This window comes from Paenibacillus thalictri, from assembly GCF_004307995.1.
GTDB lineage: Bacteria > Bacillota > Bacilli > Paenibacillales > NBRC-103111 > Paenibacillus_AF > Paenibacillus_AF thalictri.
Map to the genome: position 1 here is coordinate 1 of NZ_SIRE01000060.1, position 4,091 is coordinate 4,091.

Sequence of the window (4,091 nt, forward strand, 5' to 3'; positions counted from 1 at the left end):
CCAACTCCGATCATAATAACTAAATTATACCACGAATGAGAGAGTAAATAAGAGAAATATTGAGATATCGTGCTGTTTTATCGTTATTTTAGAAGAAGCATTTTGGGGAATTAATCGACAGTCTCCTTTGGTCCGCCAGGAGTTAATTCGGGGAAGTGGAGTCAGGCGGACAACCCTGCGAACCTAACCGCCTCGCGGACGGCAGCAAGCTGCCTTAAGGTTCTCGGGTTCGTGAATACAGAGAACGTTATACGCAAGCCCTACAAACATTATTAAAATCTTATTTTTCCGTCGCGGTAATCCGCAACAAAAGGATAGTATAATATTGGTAATTGAAGAATTTAAAGAAGTGAATGGGAATAAGTAGGTAGGGGTGTAGCGATATGACTAGACAAAAACTCATTGATAAAGTTGAAGAAGCCATTAAGTCATACAATGGGAAAGCGACCATAGTTCAGATAAGTAAGTATATTTGGGATAATTATGAACAAGAACTTAGAGAAAGTGGAGATATTTTTTATACTTGGCAATACGAAATAAGATGGGCAGCAAAGAAACTACGAGATAAAGGAATAATGAAATCTGTAGATATGAGTCCCAGAGGGATTTGGGAAATTTCTTAAGATAATTTAATACAATAATACCCATTCATTTCTTTGAGTTCTTCAAGCGTGAAATGCAGATTAACTAGGATAAATAAATATTATAACAGGAATTTTGAAAGTATTTCTAAGAAGGCAGGGCCAGCGTATAACACCGTTTTCCCGCCGCGGGGCTTACGCCCCTTGGTCTGCCCGAGGCATTTCGAGGAAGAGGATTCATGCAGACAACCCTGCACAGCCTAACCGCGTCGCGGCCAGTCGCTACGCTCCTTTAAGGCAGTGAGGGTTCGGGAACACAAGAACGTTAGACGACATCTTACGAAATTGTAAAGACATATTATGAGGGTGAAATCGATGCAGTTGAGTTACTTATACCATTATTACGAAGCCAAGAATGGTCCATTTAATAACTTATCAGCGCTCTCGAATGATGAAGCCCAAAAAGTTATTGATCATATAAGACTTGAAGGAAAAGTTTTTGCAAGTAAACGATCAGAAGATTATTTGATTGTAAGAAGGGAATTGGAAGAAAAGGTACGAGATTATTTTATAAGAAAAGGCGGGAAACCTAAAAAAATATATCCACATTATATGACTTTAGGTGAATGTAATTGGCTCAAAGAATGGTATACAAATGGTAAGGAATTAAAAATAGATATTGAAGAATTTGATCCGGAAAGTATTAGTTTTACGTATGGTGATTTATTCCCAACAATGAGATATAAAGACGGAAAACCGTATCGGGAAAAGCTTTATTTAAAGGACGAAATAATAAAATTAATAGAAATCTACGGGCTACCGCAGGAATGGAATAAGGATGGAAAGAATGGTCCAGAACGATATATTGAGGTACAGGTATGGGATGATGAAGTGATTGGGAGATTTTTGAAAGCATAACTGAGGGCCGAAAGACGTCGTCTAACACCGTATTCACGCTGCGGGCCTGACGGCCCTTGGTCTGCCGAGGCATTTCGGAGAAGTAGTCTCAGGCAGACAACCCTGCGAACCTAAGTCCGCAAGCGGACCTGGCAGCTAGCGCTGCCTTAAGGTTCTCGGATTCGTGAATACAAGAACGTTATAAGAAATCCCCGCAAAAAATTTAAACCTTGAGGTGCATTATGAGGACTTTTAATGGCAAGGCAATCAATGAACTAAAGAATAGAGATTATGCGCAATGGCTAAAGCCTAATGTAACCTGCCATGAGATAAGTACCTTCAAAGAACTATTCAATCAAACTGAACCAATAATTGTAAGACTCCTTCAATATTATTTTGGGGACAACTCTAAGGAACTAATGATTTTTTGGAGACCAAGATATAAGGGGAATAATGGCTGCAACCAAGAACTAGATATAACAATTGAAATCTGTAATGAATTATTTTTTGGACTATCTATTAAATCTCGCTTTGGTGGAGGATATCTCGAGCCGAATGATCTATCACTAACATTGCTACAAGAGTATAAGAGCGAGATAAAAAAATTTGAAATTAGAGGTTCAATTAATGATGTGCTTCAGGATATGGCTAGAATTGGGAATATTAAGGACATAACAAACGGATTTAAGACGGTAACAATCTTATTTGATAAACCACATCAAACGAAGTGGATTGATCGAATGAAATCCTTGTTTGAAGACCATGAATACATATTTTTAACTGGAAATATAAATAACTTCTTTGAAGAGCTAGAAAGGATTCACCCTGAAATAAAAGGGTATAAAGCAATTTAGATTACTCGAAGAAGGCGGGGACATCTTATAACACCGTATTCACGCTGCGGACCCTGACGGGTCCTTGATCTGCCCGAGGCTTTTCGGGGAAGTTGAGCCAGGCAGATAACCTCTGCGAACCTAACCGCGTCGCGGCCGGCAGCTAAAGCTGCCTTAAGGTTCTCGGATTCGTGAATACAAGAGACGTTATATGAAAGTCCTGAAATATTTTTATAAAGATCATACTGAAAGTAAGTGGTGAAATGAAGAACATTAAAAACTTTGAATTAATAAGATCGGAAATTAATGTATTTAATTGGATTAATTTCAAGTTCATAATTGATTTTCACTTTTTCAAAGACCTAAATAAATTTTTTGAAGAAATCCCGACCTTAGATCTGTATGTGGAGTATAAAGATAGCCAAAAAACATATGTGATTAAAATACGTTTTAAAGGAATAAACAACCTTAATATTTCGTGTACATGTGACTATGGAATTCAATTATCCGGTTTCGAAGTGATTGATATTAAAGAAGATGGATGGATTGATTTAAATTATAAAGTAATTGACTATGAAACCGAGGATATTAAGTTTTATTGTAAAGAAATCGAAGTAATATCAATAAATGTTGTGTAGTGAAATCGAGATGCCCGGACCTTCATATAACATCGTATTCACGCTTCGGGGGTCAAGCCCCCTCGGTCCGCCAGAAGATAATTCGTGGAAGTGGAGCCAGGCGGACAATCCTGCGAACCTAACCGCGTCGCGGCCGGCAGCTGAAGCTGCCTTAAGGTTCTCGGATTCGTGAATACAGAAGACGTTATAAGAAATCGGCGTAAAGAGCAAATCATAAAATATTTATAATTTCAAGGAGTAAATCCATGAAATACAAATATGGTCTAATGGAAGAGGATAGCAGCTTAATTATTGGATATTTCGACTCTATTATTGGGTTATCAGATGCGGACATTAGTGAGACTGTCGATGATGGTGACTTCAATCTCAGATTTACTAATTTTCATTTCAGTTATGACTTTAAACAGAATTGCTCAAGCCGAAAGCATTTCTTAAGTAATTTATATATATTAATTTTAGACCATTGTGGTTATACGGTAGGTAGGTATTATTTTGTATTGAATTCTCGGAAAGTACTTTCGTCTTCTGATTTGAGAGATGGGCGTGATGTCATTCTTGATGGTTATCTACCAATAGCTCTTTCCATGGAAACTCTCAGACTTTGGGATCTTGGGAGGGAGTTAAAACAAAACAATATTTGGTCTCATTTTACCAAGCGACAGCGCGAAATTTGGTTGGAGATAATAAGAAATCGCATTAGTTGTGGTAGTAGCTCCTTTAATAGTCAAGATGAAACTAATCAAACGTATTATGTTGATGGTCGACATGTCACAGATAAGATTTCTTTTTATTTTGCACTTGGTGAATCCATAAATGGGCCAGGAGGATATTTCGGAGGATGTCTAGATAGTTTGTCGGATTGCTTGTGTGGGGGCTTTGGTGTGATACCACCATTTACGATTGAACTATATAGATTTGCTAATAAGACCGAACTAATTGAAAATATGGTAGCGTCAAGAAGTTTGTGTAACAATCTCTGGTAAACAAAGTAGAGCATTCAGAGGCAAACGTAAGGAGGAGCGACTCTACAGTTGTTCCTCCAAAGGCTTTATATGGAGGGGTGGGCATGATAGGCTCATGTGCCTTGGCGATACGAGTTTTACGAGGTATCGCCCTTTCGCAAGTCATCATGCCCACAGAGG

The 4,091-nt window shown here is 38.2% G+C and carries 5 protein-coding genes; all 5 read left to right on the forward strand.

What is annotated here, in order from left to right:
* The first annotated feature begins 383 nt into the window (after positions 1–383).
* Complete coding sequence (locus tag EYB31_RS39765; RefSeq protein WP_131019122.1) at positions 384–623, forward strand: hypothetical protein; 240 nt, start codon at positions 384–386, stop codon at positions 621–623.
* A gap of 333 nt (positions 624–956) precedes the next feature.
* On the forward strand, positions 957–1,499 hold the full coding sequence (locus EYB31_RS39770) for a hypothetical protein (protein ID WP_131019123.1): 543 nt from the start codon (positions 957–959) through the stop codon (positions 1,497–1,499).
* A gap of 221 nt (positions 1,500–1,720) precedes the next feature.
* On the forward strand, positions 1,721–2,332 hold the full coding sequence (locus EYB31_RS39775; RefSeq protein ID WP_131019124.1) for a hypothetical protein: 612 nt from the start codon (positions 1,721–1,723) through the stop codon (positions 2,330–2,332).
* 242 nt (positions 2,333–2,574) lie between these two features.
* Positions 2,575–2,949, forward strand: coding sequence for a hypothetical protein (locus EYB31_RS39780; protein WP_131019125.1), 375 nt, complete (start codon positions 2,575–2,577; stop codon positions 2,947–2,949).
* Positions 2,950–3,194: 245 nt separating this feature from the next.
* Positions 3,195–3,932: a barstar family protein gene (locus EYB31_RS39785; RefSeq protein ID WP_131019126.1), complete on the forward strand. Its 738-nt coding sequence runs from the start codon at positions 3,195–3,197 to the stop codon at positions 3,930–3,932.
* The last annotated feature ends 159 nt before the right edge of the window (positions 3,933–4,091 follow it).